Here is a 17762-nt window from a genome sequence, read left to right on the forward strand (position 1 = left end):
CGGCATGATCCGGCTTTCCGTCATCATCCCGCTCTACAACAAGCGCAGGACGGTCCTGCGTGCGATCGACTCCGTCCTCGGGCCCGAGTGCCCCGACGGGGTCGAGCTGATCGTCGTCGACGACGGCAGCACGGACGGATCGGCCGAGATCGCCGAGAGCCGAAAGGATGACCGGATGCGCATCGTCAGGCAGGCCAATGCGGGCCCGGCGGCGGCGCGGAATGCGGGGGCGCGACTGGCCAGTGCGCCGGTCCTCTCCTTTCTCGATGCCGATGACGAGTGGTGCAACGGGTTCGCCTGTGCAGGGCTTGCCGCGCTCGACGCCCATCCGGACTGTGTGGCCTATGTCAGCGGCTACGATGCAGGCGCATATGCCCACAAGCGCAACAACAAGGTGCGCGCGCTCGGTCTCGACGGACCTGCGGGCCCGGTCTATCGCTACGACCCGCCGCGGTGGAAACAGCTCGTGGACGCCCTGCATTCCAGCTGTGTCATGGTGCGTCGCGGCGTGTTCGAGCGGTTCGGCGGCTACTACGACGCAGAACGCGCGATGTATGGCGAGGACAGCCCGCTCTGGGCGCAGGTCCTGCTGGCCGGCCAGATCTACTGGGACCCGGCGGAACGGCTCTATTTTCACGTCGAGGATTCGGACCTCGGCTTTGCCGTCCGCCGCCGCACCGGCCCGCGTCCGATCACCCGGCTGGGCGCGCAGCTGATCGCCGCCCGCTCGGGCGCAGCGGCAGACGCGATGCGCGGGATCGTCGCCGAGATCGCGGAGGACGACCTGCGCCAAATGTCCAGGTCCGGCATAGTCGGCCGCACCCTGCGGCTGCGGCGCGCGCATGGCCTCGTGTCACCGGCGGCCACCGCGGGCGACCTGTTCCGCGCGGCCTGTTACCACGCGATGCGGCCGTTCCGGTCCGCCTGAACCTGGGTCAGAGCGCCGGTTTCGCCCCTGGCAGGGTGGCGAGGATGGCCTTCGACATCATCACGTGACTACCCTTCTGCTCGTTCACCAGCTGGGTCACGCGCACGTCCCCGGACAGGCTGATCAGCATCAGCGCCTCGTCCCGCGTCAGGTCGGACAGGTCCGTGATCCAGTCCACCATCCGCCGCAACGCGTCCTGCGCGGCGGTGTCCAGATCGGCGTGCATGCCCATCGTCATCAGGTGATCGGGCGTCACCGCGCGGGGATAGTCCCAGCCCAGTCCCTTGTGCAGGTGCAGTTCGAACGTGCCGGTCAGCCCGGTCTCGACGGCGGTCACGCAGACCTCGCCATCACCCTGCACACCGTGCCCGTCACCGCAGGAAAACAGCGCCCCCTCGGCCATCACCGGCAGGAACAGTGTCGTGCCCGCGACCAGTTCCTTGTTGTCCAGGTTGCCGCCATGCGCGCGCGGCTGGATGGTCGAGATCATGCCCCAGTCGTCCGGCGGCGCGACACCCATGACGCCAAAGAAGGGCGCCATCTTCAGCTCGGTCCCCCACGGCAGGCGGCCCGTGCCCGCGGTCTGGTCGATCGCGGTGTGGATCAGCGTCCGCCCGACCTCCAGCGGCAGCGCCCCGGCCAGCGGGCGGGTGATCGTATAGCCCCAGTCATCCGCCAGCGCGACGTCGAGGATCCGCACCTCCAGCACGTCGCCGGGCATGGCGCCCCTGACCGCCACCGGCCCGGTCAGGATGTGCCCCGGCAGCTTGCGCTCCACCTTGTCGTGGATGGCCAGCAGTTCGGGGCGCACGGTCATTTCGTCGGGCGGCATGACCTCGGGCGTGCCCGAGACCGAGGTGATGATCACCGTATCCCCGCTGTCCACCGTCACGACCGGCGTCGCGCGGGCCGAGAACCAGCCCCAGTGCGCAGTGTCAGGTCCGGCGTCGATCCGATGTGTGGGCATCCCGAGTCTCCTTGCTGATGTCGTCCGCAGATTGGCTGAGCGTCACGGCAGGGACCAGCGTCCGCGGCGGATTGCTGTCCCGGGACCCGGTGGATGCGTAATGCGCAGGCGGCAGGCGGTGGCACTTGGCGCTCAGTTCAACCATGCAGCCGGGCCAGAACGAATTCCGCGCGGGCGGCGATGTCCGCGCGAGGCAGTTCCACGATCTGATAGCCGAGGCGCGCATAGGTTTCGGCCATGATCTCCGCGGTCGCCATGGCCTCCGCCCGGTCCTGCCTGCGTTCGGCGTCCTGCGTGAAGATCTCGCCCCAGTAGGGCGCGAAGAATACCGTCGGGTTGTAGCGGGTCTCGCGCGCCACACGCGCCACCTTTTCGGGCACATCCAGACCGCAGAGTGCCAGATAGCCGAGCACATCCGGCACGCCAGGGTCAAAGACCACAGGCCCCGTGCCGGCCCCGGCCGAGGCATGGCCCGTCAGATCGCGTTCCAGCATCCGCATGGCATACGCCAGCCGGTCACCCCACGGCAGGGCGGTGCCGCCGCGTGCCTGCTCCTCGCGGATCACAGCGCGGCCGGATTCGGGCGCGGTCTGCACACCGCGCCGGGCGAGCTCCCGGATCAGGCTGGTCTTGCCCGCACCGGGACCGCCCGTCACGACGAAGAAACGGTGGCTCATGGGGCGTCCCCTGATGTCATGGAGTTCCGCCCGCCGTGCGGTGAGAGACAGCCGCCAAGCAGCCCGAAGCAACGGAAGCTTCGCGCAAAGGTCTGTCGGCACTGGCGGGAATTTGGTGGAGCCTAGGGGGATCGAACCCCTGACCTCTTGCATGCCATGCAAGCGCTCTCCCAGCTGAGCTAAGGCCCCGTAGTGGCGGGTATCTAGTGAAGGCTTGGACGGGGATCAAGCGAAAAACGGAAGGCCCGCGACGGATTTCGCAATCACCCAAAAAGCGAACGCCGCCCAGAGGGCGGCGCGGCTCGGTTCAGGTGGCGCGACGGTCAGTCGTCGCCATCCTCGTTCGACACATCAGCGATGTCGTCCAGCGACACGTTGTCGTCATCGTCGTCGTCGTCCAGCAGATCGTCGTCCAGATCCACATCGACGTCGTCATCATCGTCTTCGATGACATCCGAATCGTCGTCCCGGTCGTTGGCACGCATTTTCTTGGTCGCCGCATCCTCGGCGTCGGCGGCGATCATGCGACCGCGCGCGGTGTCGATCTCGACGACCTCGCCGGTGTACGGGCTGACGATCGGATTGGCGTTCAGATCGTAGAATCGCTTCCCGGTGGTCGGGCAGACGCGCTTGGTGCCCCACTCTTCCTTGGGCATGGGAAATCCCTTCGTTCAGTGACATATATTGTCGGCGATCCGCGCCACCTGCCATAACGCGATATGGGTGTCAAAGCCTTTCGGGGCCGGATCACACGAGCATGAGGCATATGGGACAGCACATCCTTCCGGGCAACCCCCCGGTCGAGGTCAATCTGAAACGATCCATCCGCGCGCGGCGGATCAGCCTGCGTGTCTCGGGCCTGGACGGCCGTGTGACGCTGACCCTGCCGCGCGGGGTCAGCGAACGCGAGGGGCTGGCCTTTGCGCGGGAAAAGGCAGACTGGCTGCGCGGGCACCTCGACCGGCAGGCGCAGCCGGTCAGCATCGGTATCGGCGCCAGCCTTCCGGTGGAAGGTGTGGATCGGACGATTCGCGCCGGCACAGGGCGCGGGCTGCGGCTGGAAGGCGATGCGCTGATCGTCCCCGGCAGCGCGGATACCGCCAGCCGCCGGATCGCCGCCTGGCTCAAGGCGCTGGCCCGCGACCGGCTGGCCGAGGCGTCGGACCGGCATGCGGCGGCGCTTGGACGGCGTTACACCAAGCTGACGCTGCGCGACACGCGGTCCCGCTGGGGGTCCTGCACGGCGGACGGCGGGCTGATGTATTCCTGGCGCCTGATCCTCGCCCCGCCCGAGATCCTGGATTACGTCGCGGCGCACGAAGTTGCGCATCTGGCCGAGATGAACCACTCCGCCGCCTTCTGGGCGCATGTCGACCGTCTCTACGGGCCGCACAAGGCGGCGCGGGGCTGGCTGCGGCAGCACGGGCCGGGATTGCACGCGCTGCGCTTCGACTGATCGTTGACGGCCCGCGGTTTTGTGATCACAGTTTTTTCATGCTGTTGAACACACGCCCCGATCCGTCCCCCTCCGCCCATGACAGGGTCTATCGCGGTCTCAGGACGCGGATCATGCACGGCGAACTGCCACCCGGCCAGCCGCTGACCCTGCGCGGCATCGGGGCGGAATACTCCGTCTCGATGACACCGGCGCGCGAGGCGGTGCGCCGTCTGGTGGCAGAAGGGGCGCTGACCCTCTCCGCCTCGGGCCGCGTCGCGACGCCGGACCTGTCGAACGAGCGGATTGAGGAACTGGCCGCCCTGCGCGCCCTGATCGAGGTGGAGCTGTCCAGCCGCGCCCTGCCGCGCGCGCACCTCGCGCTGATCGACCGCCTTCAGGCAATCAACACCACGATCGGCGAGATGGTCGATCGCCACGACGCCGTCGGCTACATCCGGACGAACCTCGAATTCCACCGCACGCTCTACCTGCGGGCGCAGGCCCCGGCGATGCTGGCAATGGCGGAAACGGTCTGGCTGCAGCTGGGGCCGACGATGGCCAAGCTCTATGGCCGCGTCCGCCGCCGCGAGGCGCCGCATTACCACCGGCATATCATCGCGGCGCTGAAGGCCGGGGACGAACCCGGCCTGCGCCTTGCAGTCCGGTCGGACGTCACGCAGGGCCTGAGGATGCTTGTGACGTGAGCGGCCTGACGCTCCACGGTTTCCGCTACAGCGTCTACGTCCGCGCCGCCCGCATCGCCCTGCACGAACGGGGGCTGGACTATGCGCTGATCGAGGTGAACCCGTTTTCGGGCGCAAACGACCCGCCGAACCCGCATCCGATGAACCGCATCCCTGTTCTGAATCACGACGGATTCCGCCTGTTCGAGACGCTGGCGATCCTCGACTACATCGCCAGCTTCCCCGGTCCGGCCCTGATCCCCGACGATCCGAAACGCCGCGCCCGGATGTGGCAGGTGCAGGGGATCGTGAACAGCTACGCCTACTGGCCGCTGGTCCGGCAGGTCTATGTCGCTGGGGCGTGGGACCGTGCGGTCGGACGGACTGTGGACCAGGCGGAACTGGATGCGGGCCTCACCGCCGCCGGTCCCGTTCTGGCGATGCTCGAGGATATCGCGACCGAGGGCCTCGCCCTGTCCGGTCCGGTCACGCTGGCCGACATCCAGCTCGCCCCGATGATCGCCGCATTTGCCACCGCCCCCGAGGGGGCCGGGATGCTGGCACGCCACCCGGTCCTGTCGCGCTGGTGGCAGGCCATGGCAGAGCGCCCGAGCGTGACCACGACTGACGCGGGGCTGCCGGTCGATTCCACCGAGGGTTGATCGGCCCCTGACCTTACGGCATGCTCCGGTCATTGCAGCCGGGCTGCGGCCCGTCCCTCCGGGGTGATTTCAGAATGACCAGTTCGACCGACGCTTTGCCGCAGGCCACGCCGGATCCCGGTGGCCAGTCCGGCGAAGGCTACACCGCCATCGTTCACTTCCACGGCATGGGCAGCCAGCGCCGCTACGAGGAATCGTGCCGCCTGATCGACGCGATGGACGTCTACCTGCGCAACCGGCAGCAGGGCGAGGGCAAGTCGCTCGGCCGTCTTGTCGGCATCGGCGCGCGGCAGGAACCGGACCGGCGCAGCGAGGACGGCATCGTCACCTACATGCGCGCCAGGCATCTGCCTGCGCCCCACCAGACGGGCGGAGAGCGCGAGATCCGGGTCTACGAATGCTACTGGGCCCCCGCGATGGCCGGGTCGAAATCGGCCTACGGGATCGGCCTGTGGATGCTGAAGCAGGTGCTGCGTCCGATCTATTCCGCCGCGACCCCGTGGTGGGAACGCCATCGCCTGCGGGAATCCATGCTGCGCGACCTGCAGCAATGTCCGCACTACTGGCCAGAAGGCGTCACCGATCAGGATTTCGACCGGATGCTCGGCGCCTACGGGCGGTTCCGCAAATCGCTCTACCACCGGGGCTGGCGGGGATATTTCTGGCACTTCCTCAAGCTCTTCGACACCGGCCTGCGCCGCTACCCCGAGGCGGCGAAGCGGATGAAGAAGCTGGCGTGGGTCTGGTGGATCTACGCCCACCTGATCGAGGCGCGGAATGCCTTCCTGCTGGGCACCCTGCTGCTGACGCTGGTCCTGTCGCTCGGCGGGCTGGTGTGGTCGGTGTTCCACCTGCTTCAGATCATCGCGACCGAGGCCGAGGGAACCGGGGTCTTATCGACCATCCGCGACCTGTTCGGCGACCATCTGAAGCCCACCGTCCAGACCGCCGCCGGGATCGTGGTCAGCGGCCTGTCCCTGATCGGCGTCACACGGTTCCTGACCGAGTCGATGGGCGACGTCTATGGCTGGTCGACCTACACCGAGACCGACGCGACCTTCGAACGCCGCGCCAAGGTGCTGACGATGGGGCAGGACACCCTGCGCCACGTGCTGTGCGATCCGGACTGCGGACGGGTCGTCGTCACCGCGCATTCGCTGGGGACGAGCGTCGCCTTCGACACCATCCCGCTGCTGGCGATGCGCAACCTCGCGCATGGCCGGTCAAACCCGATTGCGGGGCCGATCCCGCTGGAAAAGATCAGCCACTTCGTCACGATGGGCAGCCCGATCGACAAGATCCACTACTTCTTCGGCGGTCAGCGCAGCAAGGTGCTGAGCTTTCTCGACGTGCTTGACCAGCTCAAGACCACCACCGCGCGGATGCCCTTCGTCAAGAACCGCAAGCCGCATATCCACTGGATCAACTACTGGGACGACGCCGATCCGATCTCGGGTCCGCTTCAGTCTCCGGTGGAAAGCGGGCCGGGGGCACGCGCCGTGGATGATGTCCATGTGCAGAGTTACGACTTTCCCGCCCCGGCAAGGTCGCACAACGCGTATTTCGAGAACCGGACCGTGATCGACGGGCTGTTCCGGATGACGGTGCTGAACGAGATGAACTATTCCAACCTGCCGCTGCTGCCCGATGACGGGGGCTACGACTACGACAGCGTCACCTGCGGCCCCGGCCTGCCGCGCGGGCGGCGCAGGGGCTGGGCCCTGGTCGCGCTGGCCGTGCCCTACGCGGCGCTTGCCACGGTGATTGCGGTGCTGACCGGGAACGCGGACCTCGCGCGGTGGATCGGGTACCCGACCGCCGGGGTCGCGGCGCTGCTGGTGCTGTTCTGGCGGGCGAGCCTGCGGCGCGGGAACCTCGAAAAGCTCTGAAGCCTCAGGCGGCGAGGCCCTTGGAACCCATCGACAGGAACTTGTTGCGCCGGTCCTCGACCAGCTTCTTGGGCGACATGTTGTGCATCTGGGCCAGCATCTCTCCGATGGCCTTGCCGACCGAAGCGATGGTCGCCTCGGAATCGCGATGCGCACCGCCCATCGGTTCCGCGATGATCCGGTCGATCACAGCCAGCTGCTTGAGGTCCTGCGCGGTCAGACGCAGCGCCTCGGCGGCCTCGCGCATCTTCTCGGCATCCTTCCACAGGATCGACGCGCAGCCCTCGGGCGAGATCACCGAATAGACGGAATGCTCCAGCATCGCGACACGGTTCGCGGTGGCAAAGGCCACGGCCCCGCCCGATCCGCCCTCGCCGATCACCACCGACACCAGCGGCACGCCGACCTGCAGGCATTTCTCGGTCGACCGCGCGATCGCCTCGGACTGGCCGCGCTCCTCCGCGCCCTTGCCGGGATAGGCGCCGGGGGTGTCGACCAGCGTCACGATGGGCAGGCCGAACTTGTCCGCCAGTTCCATCAGCCGGATCGCCTTGCGATAGCCTTCGGGCCGGGCCATGCCGAAGTTGCGTTCGATCCGGGACTTGGTGTCGCTGCCCTTTTCGTGGCCGATCACGACCACCGGCTTGTCCTGAAACCGCGCCAGACCGCCCATGACGGCGTGATCGTCGGCAAAATTCCGGTCCCCCGCCAGCGGCGTGTAGTCTGTGAACAGCGCCTCGATGTAGTCCTTGCAATGCGGCCGGTCCGGGTGCCGCGCCACCTGGCATTTCCGCCAGGGTGTCAGCTCCTTGTAGAGCTTGACCAGCATGTCCGACGCCTTCTTGTCCAGCGCCGCCGCCTCCTCCTCGACATGCGCCTCGGGGTTCTGCCGCGCCATGGCGCGCAGTTCCTCGGCCTTGCCTTCGATCTCGGCGAGGGGGCGTTCGAAGTCGAGGTAGTTGGTCATCGGGACCTCCGTTGCGGCTGTTTGCTATATGAAGGCGGCAAGGGAATGATGCAACTGCGCAAGATTTGCCGGGCGGTGTGATGGCAGATAACGACCGGAGGAAACCTGACAAGGTGCGGAGAATGTCAGCCGTCGAACGCCGCCTGCGTCGCGTCATCGATCATGTCCATGCCGATCCCGGTCGCGCACATTCGCTGGACGACCTCGCCGACGTGGCCGCGATGAGCCGCTTTCACTGGCACCGCGTCTGGCGTCAGCACATGGGCGAGACGCAGGCGGTCTGGCTGCGGCGGATCCGTATGCACATGGCTGCCAGCGAACTGGCGCGATCCCGTCCGGACGATTTGGGCGAACTGGCGCGGCGGGTCGGCTACCCCGACGTGGACAGCTTTGCCCGCGCCTTTGCCGCGCAATACGGCATGACCCCGCGCCGGTTCCGCGACCGGGGCGGCCCGCTGCCGCTGCTGTCCGACATGAGAGGAGAGACCATGGCCTACCCCGTCGAGATCCGCGACATCCCCGTCCGCCGCCTTTTCGGCCTGCCGCACATTGGCGCCTATTACCGGATCGCCGAAGCCTACGACCGCCTTGGCGCAACCGTCGCCGCGCGCGATCTGACGCAGGTTCTGGGCCCGATGATCGCCATCTTCTACGACGACATCAACACGGTGCCCGAAGCCGAGCTGACAAGCTTTGCCGCTCTTGTGGCGCAAAATGACATGCCGTTGCCGGAGGGGCTGGAGGAACGACGCCTTCCGCCCGGTCCCGCAGCCGTGCTGACCTTCCGGGGGCCCTATGCCGACCTGCCGCAGGGCTATGATCACCTGTTCCGCACGTGGTTCCCGGCGTCGGGGCGCGAACCTTCGGGCGAGGCGCTCTACGAGCTCTACCTCAACACCCCGCTCGATACCGCGCCCGAGGATCTGGTGACCGAAATCCACTTTCCCCTGAAACCCGCGTGACCTGAACGTCCTGCCGCGCTAGCCATGGGGCATGGACCACAGCCCCGGCACCCATCTGCTGATCGACCTCTACGGCGCACGGCACCTGACCGACACCGACCGCCTGCGGACCGCCCTGACAGGCGCGGCGCGGGCGGCGGGGGCTACGGTGCTGTCGGATCACTTCCACGGCTTTCCCGACCGGGGAGGCGTCACCGGCGTGGTGCTGCTGGCCGAGAGTCATATCTCGATCCACACATGGCCCGAGATCGGGTTCGCCGCCGTCGACATCTTCATGTGCGGCCGCACCGACGCCCGCGCGGCGGCGGCGCATCTGCAGCAGGCACTGGCACCCTCTGACACCCGCGTCACCGAGGTTCAGCGAAACCAGGCGTCCCAGCCCTGGTTGTAATAGCCGACCAGCGCGTGGTCGCGGATCGAGTTCACCTCGGCCGCGATCGGCCCCGTGTCCGTCCCGAAGACCTGCGCCGCCGCCCATGTCTCGGGCGTGAGGTACCGGAGACCGTCCGGAAGGACGGGCGACGTCCCCCTCGGCTGCATCGGCGCGGCGATGACAAAGCCCCAGTCCCCGAAACTCGGGACGTAGACGTGGTAAGGCAGGGTCCACAGCCCTTCGCCCGGCCGCTGCGGGTTGCGCGTGGCCCCCAGCGTGGTGGCCACCGACCAGAACGCCTGCCGCGCGAACAGCGGCGATCCGGCCTGCGTCACGAGGATGCCCTGCGCCGACAGCCGGTCGATCAGAACGGCATAGAATTCGAGGCTGTAGAGCTTGGATAGCGCGATGTTCTTCGGATCCGGCAGGTCGACGATGATCACGTCGTAACTCTCCCCGCTCTCTTCCGCGAAGCGCCAGGCATCGGTGTTCCGCACCTCCACCCGCGGATCGCCGAAGGCGTTGCCGTTCAGCGCCGCGAGGTCGGGGTTATCGGTGAACAGCTCGGTCATCCGGGGGTCGAGATCGACAAGTGTCACACGCTCCACATCGTCGTGCTTCAGCACCTCGCGCAGCGCCATCCCGTCGCCGCCGCCGAGGATCAGCACATGCCTCGCGCGGGGGGCCATCGACAGCGCGGGATGCACCAGCGCCTCGTGGTAACGGTATTCGTCCTGCGTATCGAACTGGATCGAATGGTCGAGGAACAGCCGCACCCGGTCGCGGAACCGGGTGACGGTGATGTTCTGGTATGGCGTCGCCTCGCTCAGGATCACCTCGTCCTCGAACAGCTGCGCCTCGGCGACCGAGACCATCCGTTCCGCCTGCGCCAGGCCGATCACCGTCATCACCATCGCCACGCCCCAGACCGCGACGGACCCCCAGGCCATCCGCGCCCGGAACAGCCACAGCGACAGGCCCGCGACGCAGAGGTTCAGCAGCCCGAATGCAAGGCTCGCGGACATCAGCCCGAGGTAGGGAATGACGAGCACCGGGAACGCCAGCGAGGCGGCCAGCGCGCCGAGGTAGTCCGCCGACAGCACGTTTTCGAACCGGAACTCCGGCGCGCCGATTTCCTTCAGCGCGCGGGCGATCAGCGGGATTTCCATGCCCGACAGCACCCCGACGGCGACCAGCACCAGGAACAGCGGCAGCGCGACCGCGCCGTAGGCCGCGTATGTGAAGAACAGGATCGGCGCGAGGAACCCGCCGACGATGCCAAGCGCGATCTGCGCGTGGACGAAGCCCTGCAGCGCATCGCCCACGTAGCGCGACACCCAAGCGCCCACCCCCATCGACGACAGGAACACGCCGAGGACAAAGCTGAACTGCCGGACGCTGTCGCCCAGCAGGTAGCTCGACAGGGTCGCCGCGATCAGCTCGTAGATCAGCCCGGCCACGGCGACGAGGAACGTGGCGACCAGCAGCCACGCCTCGCGCGGGGCGACCCTGAGGTCCGTCATGTCAGGACAGGATGACGGCGGCGATGATGATGGCGACGGATACGAAGACCGATCCGATCAGCACGGCGAGCGCGATGTTGTTGTCCTGCTCGATCTCCTTGACCACCGGAAAGGGGGTCACCCAGTCGATCAGCTTCCAGATGATGAACAGCAGCGCCACGCCCACGAAGGTGTAGATGACGGTGCTGACAAGCTCGGCCAGCTTGATGGCGACGATTGGTTCCATGCGCTCTCCTGTGTCTCGCGCCTATTTCACGCGTCCGTTGATACCGCCGCCGCCCGGACTTCCCAGCCGGACGGAACGGTCGAGGTCGGTGCTGTCGCGCCAGACCCCGAAATATGACAGATACCCGGCCCCGGCGACGGTCCCGAGGGCTGCGATCAGAAAGACGACGCGGAACAGGTTCATCTCAGTCGTCGTCCTCGTCTTCTTCGACCCAGTCGCTGCCCTGCCAGCGACGGCGGCGCGACACGAGCCGCCCGCCGACCGTCAGCAGGCCCGGCAGCATCAGCAGGCCCGCCGCGATCACCAGCCAGAACCCGCTTTTCGCGCCCTCGCTGACGGTGACGCCGACGCGGCTGAGCGGGCTGCCGGAACGCTCCCACGTCTCGGCCTCGGCCATCGCGATTTCCAGCGTATAGGTGCCGGGTGCGGGCGGGTGGAACCGCACCGTGGCCCAGCGTGACCCCTCGGTCCAGTTGCCGTCGTCATAGCCCGAGTAATAGCCGATCTCGCGCCCCACCTCGAACACCGGCTGGTCCTCGGGATCGGTCAGGCTGGCCTCCAGCCATGTCCACGAGTTGTCGACATCCGCATAGAGCTGGATCAGCGCCAGCTTCTCGGTGTCGGTCAGGTCGAAACTCACTTCCGCCGGCAGCTGCGACAGGGCGAATTGCTGCGCCGGTAACACCTCGCGCCCGTCGTCGAAGCCGAGGATCAGCGCGCCGAACAGGCTGACCACGGCAAAGACCAGCCCGGCCACCAGCAGGAAGGTGTCGTCGGGATAGCGCCAGACCGGCTGCACCGCGTGGACATAGGGCGCCTTGGGCCGCGGCTCGGCCCCGAAGGCCGCCAGCGTTTCGGCCTGCGGCAGGTAGTGCGTCAGCTCCACCTCGCGCTCATTGCCGCTGTCCACGAAATCCAGCATCGCCCCGTCGGCCAGCATCGAAACGGTGGTCGTCCGGTCGCCGATCCGGGGCCGCCAGTTGAACTCGCCCTCGGCAAAGGTGATCGCGGCGTCCGAGGTTTCGTAGTAGCCGAACCGCACGCCGCGGCTGTTCACGCTCGGCCGCCCCTCGGCCCGCTCGACCTGCGCCGACGACACCCAGCCGGGCGATACCTCGCCCCGGTATTTCCGGGTGAACACCAGGTGCCCGCTTTCCCATGTCAGCCAGGCGTAGCCATGGGTGGGCGAGAAGATCTGATGCTCGACCCAGTTCCAGACCTGCCCGTGATACCGTTCCTCCATCCCGAGCGTGCCGATGACGGTATACTCCACGCCCTCGATCTGCCCGCGCATCCCGATCCGCAGCGGCGAGCCGGGGCGCTGGAGCCCTTCGAACTTGGCCAGCACCTTGTAGTTGTCGACCGCGTCCAGTTCGGCCCCGCAATAGGAGCAGACATGCGCCAGCACCCGACCGCCGCCATGCACGTCGAGGCCCGCCCCGCAGGAAGTGCAGTTGATCGACTTGATCTCGGCGTCGCGGGTCACGTTGCGCGTTCCACCCGGATGTCGAAGGGATCGGCCCAGTTGCCGATGAACCACGACCGTCCGCCGGGCCAGAACTCGCCCGACAGCAGCGCGCCATTGGCGGCTGCGCAGTTCACGAAGTCATAGGTTTCGCCCACCGTAAGCTCTTCGTCGAAGGCCCCGCGCAGGGCGAGGCATTCGGCGCGCTCGGCCTCGGTCACGTTGAACTTGCGCCCGTCCACGCTGAACTGGGCGCCGAGCGCCGGGGCGCTGGTGGCCTTGGGCCAGTTGGGCTGGGGCAGCGGGGCCTGGATGGCAACGTCGCCCTCGTCGACCGAGAGCCAGAACAGGCTGCCCGCCTCGTTCACGGCCTGGAATTCGTCCCACCATCCGCGCCCGTAGGAAAATCGCGCATGGCCAAGGATGTCATAGTTCTTGCCCCAGACATTCACCCGGTCGCCCAGCCCGAACAGCATCGGCGCGTCGTGCATCACGCCGGCCTGACCGGCCTGCCGCACCGCCTCGTCCTCGATCAGCAGCGAGGTGCCGCAGGACGGACAGACGACATGCCGGAAGCCCGCCATGCGCGGGTCGATGCGGTCGCCGCAATTGGGGCAGTTGTGATCGGCCATGTCGTCCCGGTTCCCTGGTCGGTCCGGGCGACCATGCCAATTCAGGCAGGGTGCGGCAAGCCGCGCGTCACCCTGCGCCCCATCCGTGGCGGACCGTCAGGCGGCCAGCAGGTCCAGCAGCGACAGTTCGGGCGGCAGACGGCCCCGCATCAGCACCGCCTCGTCCCGCGTCAGGCAGCGACGCGGGGCGCGGGCGCCGGGGTCGAGCAGGGCGGTCGCCCGCCGGACGGCAGGCGGCAGGTCCAGCGTCCGGGCCGTGTCGGCATCCACGCTGTCGACCCAGAGCGATCCGGCATTGATGATCTCGTGCCGGGCCATGACGATCAGGTGGTAGGATAGCGGGCCCATGCCGGGGTCTACCCGCGGTTCGGCCCGCCGGGTCAGGTCGCCGAACCGCGCCAGCACCTCGTCCGTGCCGAAATAGAGCTCGCACTCCGCACGTTTGACCAGCCCGCGCGTCCCCGGCGCGACCCGCAGTTTTTCCATCAGCCTGCCGCCCGGCCCGTATTCGCCCGGCAGGAAGACGATGGGCGGCGGCAGTGCCCCGCCGTCGGGCATCGTCCGCAGCCGGGCGACATGCAGCACCGGCTGCGCGCCGTGGTCGCGGGTGATCAGCCGGTCGCCGGGCGCGAGCCATTCGACCGGGATCTCACCCGACGCGGCCAGCAGCATGGTGCCGGGCCCCAGACCCGTCAGGGGAAAATGACTGTTCAGCATGGCGCCGATCCTCCGCGCCTGCACCTTCCGCGATCAGAGTTTCCCGCCGGTTAAGGCAGACACCCCGAAACCCCGCGCCGCAGCTTGCCACCCACGGGGCCGCCGTGCATTAAGACGTCATGGCCAAGCAACTCCCCTATACCACGATGCGTGAGATCTTTGACCGGTTCCACGCGGCGGAGCCGGAGCCGAAGGGAGAGCTGGAACACGTCAATGCCTATACGCTGGTCGTCGCCGTGGCGCTGTCCGCGCAGGCGACGGATGCGGGCGTGAACAAGGCCACGCGCAAGCTGTTCGCCGTCGCCGACACGCCGGAAAAGATGCTGGCGCTTGGCGAAGAAGGCGTGACCGAGCACATCAAGACCATCGGTCTGTTCCGCCAGAAGGCCAAGAACGTCATCAAGTTGAGCCGCATCCTCGTCGACGAGTATGGCGGCGAGGTGCCCAATTCACGCGCGGCGCTGCAGGCGCTGCCAGGGGTCGGGCGCAAGACGGCGAACGTGGTGCTGAACATGTGGTGGCACTATCCGGCGCAGGCCGTCGACACCCACATCTTCCGCGTCGGCAACCGCACCGGCATCGCGCCCGGCAAGGACGTGGTCGCCGTGGAACGCGCGATCGAGGACAACGTCCCGGTCGATTTCCAGCAGCACGCCCATCACTGGCTGATCCTGCACGGTCGTTACATCTGCGTGGCGCGCAAGCCCAAGTGCAACGCCTGCCTGATCCGCGATCTCTGCCCATTCGAGGACAAGACCCCATGACCAAGACCTACGACGTGATCGGCATCGGCAACGCGATTGTCGATGTCATCGCCCGCGCCGACGACAATTTCCTCGAACTGATGGGGATCCAGAAAGGCATCATGCAGCTGGTCGAACGCGACCGGGGCGAGATGCTCTATGGTTCGATGAGGGATCAGGTGCAGGCACCCGGCGGGTCGGTCGCGAACACCATCGCGGGCTGCGGCAACCTCGGGCTGCGCACCGGGTTCATCGGGCGGGTGCGCGACGACGCGCTCGGGCGGTTCTACGCACAGGCGATGGCCAAGGACGGCACCGATTTCCCGAACGGTCCGGTCAAGGACGACACCCTGCCGACGTCGCGCTCGATGATCTTCGTCTCGCCCGATGGCGAGCGTTCGATGAACACCTACCTCGGCACCTCGGCAGAACTTGGGCCCGAAGACGTGCCGCTGGACGTGGCCGCCGACGCGCGGATCCTGTTCCTCGAGGGCTACCTGTTCGACAAGGACAAGGGCAAGGCCGCCTTCGAGACCGTCAGCCGCGCCACGCGCGAGGCAGGCGGGATGGCGGGGATTTCGCTGTCCGACCCGTTCTGCGTTGACCGGCACCGCAGCGACTTCCGCCGGCTGGTCCGGGAACTGGACTACGTGATCGGCAACGAACACGAATGGCTGTCGCTTTACGAGACGGACGACCTCGGCAAGGCGCTGGAAACGGCGGCGGGGGAATCCGGGCTGATCGTCTGTACCCGCTCGGGCCATGACGTGGTGCTGGTGAAGGGCGAGGAAGAGGCGATCGTGCCGGTCACCCCCGTGACCCCGGTCGATGCCACCGGCGCGGGCGACCTGTTCGCGGCCGGGTTCCTCTATGGCCTCGCCACCGGCGCCGACCTCGCCACCTCGGGCCGCATGGGCTGCGTCGCGGCGGCCGAGGTGATCGCGCATGTCGGGGCGCGGCCCGAAGCGAACCTCAAGGCGCTGTTCCGCAAGGAAGGCTTGATCTGAGAGGGGGGACGGTATCAAGTCGGGGGCACCGCGACTCCGATCCGGGGTTGAACTACATATTCAATTCACAATATATGTGAGGCCCACCCCGCGCCCGTCGCGGGGAATCAAGGAACCTCCGCATGCCCCAGCCGTCCCAACTCGCCAAGGCCGCCCGCCGCTACCTGCCCATCCTCGACTGGGGCCGCAGCTATGACCGCGACACGCTGACCAACGACCTCGTCGCGGCGGTGATCGTGACGATCATGCTGATCCCGCAGTCGCTGGCCTATGCGCTGCTGGCCGGGCTACCGCCGGAAATGGGGCTCTATGCCTCGATACTGCCGCTGGTGGCCTATGCGATCTTCGGCACCTCGCGGGCGCTGGCCGTCGGGCCGGTCGCGGTCGTGTCGCTGATGACCGCCGCCGCCGTCGGGTCGATCGCGGAGCAGGGCAGCATAGGCTATGCCACCGCCGCGATCACGCTCGCCTTCATGTCCGGCGCGTTCCTGCTGTTGCTCGGCATCTTCCGCCTCGGGTTCCTCGCCAACTTCCTGTCGCACCCGGTCATCGCCGGGTTCATCACCGCCTCGGGCCTGCTGATCGCGACCTCGCAGCTGAAGCACCTGTTCGGCATCAGCGCGGACGGCCATTCGCTGATCGGCCTCGTCGTGTCGCTGGTCGAGAACCTCGGCAGCACGAATGTACTGACGCTGATCATCGGCGCGTCGTCGGTCGCCTTCCTGTTCTGGGTCCGCAAGGGGCTGAAGCCGCTGCTGCTGAAACGCGGCCTGTCCCCGCGCATGGCAGACGTGCTGGCCAAGGCCGGCCCGGTCGCCGCCGTCGCGTTCTGGACGCTGGCCACCTGGGCCCTCGGTCTGTCCGGCTGGGGCGGTGTCGCCATCGTCGGCTCGGTCCCGCAGGGGATCCCGCCCTTCACGCTGCCGAGCGCGGATCCCGAACTCTGGAGCCAGCTTGCCCTCGCCGCCGTCCTGATCTCGATCATCGGCTTCGTCGAATCCGTCTCGGTCGCCAAGACGCTGGCCGCCAAGCGCCGCCAGCGGATCACCCCGGATCAGGAGCTGATCGGCCTCGGCGCGTCGAACATCGCGGCGGCGGTCAGCGGCGGCTATCCGGTCACCGGCGGCTTTGCCCGGTCGGTCGTGAACTTCGACGCGGGCGCGGAAACGCCGGCGGCCGGGGCCTTCACGGCGGTCGGCATCCTGCTGGCCGCGCTGATCCTGACGCCGCTGCTCTACTTCCTGCCCAAGGCCGTCCTCGCCGCGACCATCGTCGTCGCCGTGCTGTCGCTGGTCGACTTTTCCATCCTCAAACGGGCGTGGTCCTATTCCCGCGTGGATTTCGCCGCCGTCGCCGCGACGATCCTGCTGACCCTCGGCTTCGGGGTCGAGATCGGCGTCTCGGCGGGTGTCGCGCTGTCCATCGGCCTGTTCCTCTACAAGACCTCGCGCCCTCATGTGGCCGAGGTCGGGCTAGTCCCCGAGACCCAGCATTTCCGCAACATCAAGCGGCACAAGGTGGACACCGACCCCTCGCTGCTGACCATCCGCATCGACGAGTCGCTCTACTTCGCCAACGCGGCCTTTTTGCAGGACATCATCCTGGCCCGCGTGGCAGGCGAGCAGCCGATCCGGAACATCGTACTGATGTGCTCGGCCGTGAACGAGATCGACCTATCGGCGCTGGAAAGCCTGGAGGAGATCAACAAGCGGCTGCAGGAAATGGGCATCGCGCTGCACCTGAGCGAGGTGAAGGGGCCGGTCATGGATCGCCTGAAACGCTCGCATTTCCTGGACGAGCTGTCGGGCGAGGTCTTCCTGTCCCAATACGACGCCTACCGCAAACTGACCCCCGGTCTGATGCCGCCCGCGGTTGACCGCGCGGCGGCGGCGGAATAGCCAGC

The 17762-nt window shown here is 67.6% G+C and carries 20 protein-coding genes and 1 tRNA gene; 10 read left to right on the forward strand and 11 right to left on the reverse strand.

Going from position 1 to position 17762, the window contains the following annotated elements:
* The first annotated feature begins 4 nt into the window (after window positions 1-4).
* Window positions 5-928 (forward strand): glycosyltransferase family 2 protein, encoded by a 924-nt coding sequence (locus ATO6_RS04360; RefSeq protein WP_088622689.1) that lies wholly within the window; start codon window positions 5-7, stop codon window positions 926-928.
* Between the two features lie 7 nt (window positions 929-935).
* On the opposite strand, the gene ATO6_RS04365 is transcribed toward ATO6_RS04360, so the two are convergent.
* The 4 genes from ATO6_RS04365 to ATO6_RS04380 all read right to left on the reverse strand — a co-directional run bounded on the left by ATO6_RS04365 (window position 936) and on the right by ATO6_RS04380 (window position 3228).
* Entirely contained in the window at window positions 936-1895 is a 960-nt protein-coding gene (locus ATO6_RS04365) for an acetamidase/formamidase family protein (RefSeq protein ID WP_088622690.1), read from the reverse strand.
* A 137-nt stretch (window positions 1896-2032) separates the two neighbouring features.
* Window positions 2033-2572: an AAA family ATPase gene (locus tag ATO6_RS04370; protein ID WP_176440820.1), complete on the reverse strand. Its 540-nt coding sequence runs from the start codon at window positions 2570-2572 to the stop codon at window positions 2033-2035.
* Window positions 2573-2685: 113 nt separating this feature from the next.
* Window positions 2686-2761: transfer RNA gene (locus ATO6_RS04375), tRNA-Ala, on the reverse strand.
* Between the two features lie 134 nt (window positions 2762-2895).
* A complete protein-coding gene (locus tag ATO6_RS04380) occupies window positions 2896-3228 on the reverse strand; it encodes a TIGR02300 family protein (RefSeq protein WP_088622692.1) in 333 nt (110 codons plus the stop codon).
* A gap of 110 nt (window positions 3229-3338) precedes the next feature.
* Here ATO6_RS04380 and ATO6_RS04385 point away from each other — a divergent pair, with 110 nt between their 5' ends.
* The 4 genes from ATO6_RS04385 (at window position 3339) to ATO6_RS04400 (ending at window position 7244) form a co-directional block, all read left to right on the forward strand.
* Window positions 3339-4028 (forward strand): M48 family metallopeptidase, encoded by a 690-nt coding sequence (locus ATO6_RS04385; protein WP_088622693.1) that lies wholly within the window; start codon window positions 3339-3341, stop codon window positions 4026-4028.
* Window positions 4029-4066: 38 nt separating this feature from the next.
* On the forward strand, window positions 4067-4714 hold the full coding sequence (locus tag ATO6_RS04390) for a GntR family transcriptional regulator (RefSeq protein ID WP_088622694.1): 648 nt from the start codon (window positions 4067-4069) through the stop codon (window positions 4712-4714).
* Window positions 4711-5355 (forward strand): glutathione S-transferase family protein, encoded by a 645-nt coding sequence (locus ATO6_RS04395; protein WP_088622695.1) that lies wholly within the window; start codon window positions 4711-4713, stop codon window positions 5353-5355. Before ATO6_RS04390 ends, ATO6_RS04395 begins: the two co-directional genes overlap by 4 nt.
* 74 nt (window positions 5356-5429) lie before the next feature.
* Window positions 5430-7244 (forward strand): hypothetical protein, encoded by a 1815-nt coding sequence (locus ATO6_RS04400; RefSeq protein ID WP_141101931.1) that lies wholly within the window; start codon window positions 5430-5432, stop codon window positions 7242-7244.
* A 4-nt stretch (window positions 7245-7248) separates the two neighbouring features.
* Here the strand turns inward: ATO6_RS04400 and ATO6_RS04405 are convergent, their stop codons facing one another.
* Window positions 7249-8211, reverse strand: a complete 963-nt coding sequence (locus ATO6_RS04405) for an acetyl-CoA carboxylase carboxyltransferase subunit alpha (RefSeq protein WP_088622697.1) — start codon at window positions 8209-8211, stop codon at window positions 7249-7251.
* Between the two features lie 122 nt (window positions 8212-8333).
* Here ATO6_RS04405 and ATO6_RS04410 point away from each other — a divergent pair, with 122 nt between their 5' ends.
* On the forward strand, window positions 8334-9173 hold the full coding sequence (locus ATO6_RS04410) for a GyrI-like domain-containing protein (RefSeq protein WP_088622698.1): 840 nt from the start codon (window positions 8334-8336) through the stop codon (window positions 9171-9173).
* Window positions 9174-9204: 31 nt separating this feature from the next.
* Window positions 9205-9564: an adenosylmethionine decarboxylase gene (gene speD / locus ATO6_RS04415; RefSeq protein ID WP_088622699.1), complete on the forward strand. Its 360-nt coding sequence runs from the start codon at window positions 9205-9207 to the stop codon at window positions 9562-9564.
* Here speD and ATO6_RS04420 read toward each other — a convergent pair.
* The 6 genes from ATO6_RS04420 to ATO6_RS04440 form a co-directional block, all read right to left on the reverse strand.
* A complete protein-coding gene (locus tag ATO6_RS04420) occupies window positions 9531-11069 on the reverse strand; it encodes a polyamine aminopropyltransferase (RefSeq protein ID WP_088622700.1) in 1539 nt (512 codons plus the stop codon). The two genes, speD and ATO6_RS04420, sit on opposite strands and share 34 nt — an antisense overlap.
* Before the next feature lies 1 nt (window position 11070).
* Window positions 11071-11295 (reverse strand): DUF350 domain-containing protein, encoded by a 225-nt coding sequence (locus ATO6_RS04425; RefSeq protein WP_088622701.1) that lies wholly within the window; start codon window positions 11293-11295, stop codon window positions 11071-11073.
* Between the two features lie 21 nt (window positions 11296-11316).
* On the reverse strand, window positions 11317-11478 hold the full coding sequence (locus ATO6_RS24980; protein WP_176440821.1) for a hypothetical protein: 162 nt from the start codon (window positions 11476-11478) through the stop codon (window positions 11317-11319).
* Between the two features lies 1 nt (window position 11479).
* Entirely contained in the window at window positions 11480-12781 is a 1302-nt protein-coding gene (locus tag ATO6_RS04430; RefSeq protein WP_088622702.1) for a DUF4178 domain-containing protein, read from the reverse strand.
* On the reverse strand, window positions 12778-13392 hold the full coding sequence (locus ATO6_RS04435; RefSeq protein ID WP_088622703.1) for a DUF4178 domain-containing protein: 615 nt from the start codon (window positions 13390-13392) through the stop codon (window positions 12778-12780). Before ATO6_RS04435 ends, ATO6_RS04430 begins: the two co-directional genes overlap by 4 nt.
* A 96-nt stretch (window positions 13393-13488) precedes the next feature.
* The gene (locus tag ATO6_RS04440) at window positions 13489-14109 is read right to left on the reverse strand and encodes a Hint domain-containing protein (RefSeq protein ID WP_088622704.1); all 621 of its coding nucleotides are present in this window, start codon (window positions 14107-14109) and stop codon (window positions 13489-13491) included.
* Window positions 14110-14228: 119 nt separating this feature from the next.
* Between ATO6_RS04440 and nth the strand changes: the two genes are divergently transcribed.
* The 3 genes from nth (at window position 14229) to ATO6_RS04455 (ending at window position 17757) form a co-directional block, all read left to right on the forward strand.
* The gene (nth, locus tag ATO6_RS04445) at window positions 14229-14873 is read left to right on the forward strand and encodes an endonuclease III (RefSeq protein ID WP_088622705.1); all 645 of its coding nucleotides are present in this window, start codon (window positions 14229-14231) and stop codon (window positions 14871-14873) included.
* Complete coding sequence (locus ATO6_RS04450; RefSeq protein ID WP_088622706.1) at window positions 14870-15859, forward strand: adenosine kinase; 990 nt, start codon at window positions 14870-14872, stop codon at window positions 15857-15859. The genes nth and ATO6_RS04450 overlap by 4 nt, the downstream gene beginning before the upstream one ends.
* Window positions 15860-15981: 122 nt before the next feature.
* Window positions 15982-17757, forward strand: coding sequence for a SulP family inorganic anion transporter (locus tag ATO6_RS04455; RefSeq protein ID WP_088622707.1), 1776 nt, complete (start codon window positions 15982-15984; stop codon window positions 17755-17757).
* The last annotated feature ends 5 nt before the right edge of the window (window positions 17758-17762 follow it).

Source organism: Oceanicola sp. 22II-s10i (assembly GCF_002210105.1).
Taxonomy (GTDB): Bacteria; Pseudomonadota; Alphaproteobacteria; order Rhodobacterales; family Rhodobacteraceae; genus Pseudooceanicola.